Annotated in this window: 1 protein-coding gene; it reads left to right on the top strand. The window is 72.3% G+C overall.

Annotated elements, in window-relative coordinates; all coding sequences use genetic code 11:
• A partial coding sequence (locus tag ACEN88_RS34180; protein WP_413346823.1) for an Ig-like domain-containing protein occupies positions 1-470 on the top strand: 470 nt, incomplete at both ends.

Below are 470 nucleotides of genomic sequence, written 5' to 3'. Positions count from 1 at the left end.
CGCCGGTGCTGGACGCCGCCAGCGACACGGGCGTATCGAACAGCGACGGCATCACGGCCACCACCACGCCGACCTTCACGGGTACGGCCGAGGCGGGCGCCACGGTCGACCTGTACGAAGGCAGCACGCTGCTGGGCAGCGCCGTCGCCACCGGCGGTACCTGGAGCATCGCCAGCGCGGCACTGGGCGCGGGCCAGCACACGGTGTCCACGATCGTGACGGATGCCGCCGGCAACGCCAGCGGCGCCTCGGCAGGCCTGACCTTCACCGTCGACCTGACCGCGCCCACGACCACCGTGGGCGGCATCGCGTTCTCGGCCGATCACGGCGCATCGGGCACCGACTTCATCACGGACACGGCCGCGCAGACCATCGGCGGCACCTTGAGCGCCGCGTTGCAGACCGGCGAGCAAGTCCAGGTCTCGCTCGACAACGGCGCCAGCTGGACGGCGGCGCAGGTCAACGGCACG

Source organism: Massilia sp. CT11-108, from assembly GCF_047302915.1.
GTDB classification, from domain to species: Bacteria; Pseudomonadota; Gammaproteobacteria; order Burkholderiales; family Burkholderiaceae_D; genus Telluria; species Telluria orientalis.
This window is presented reverse-complemented; position numbering and strand designations above follow the sequence as displayed.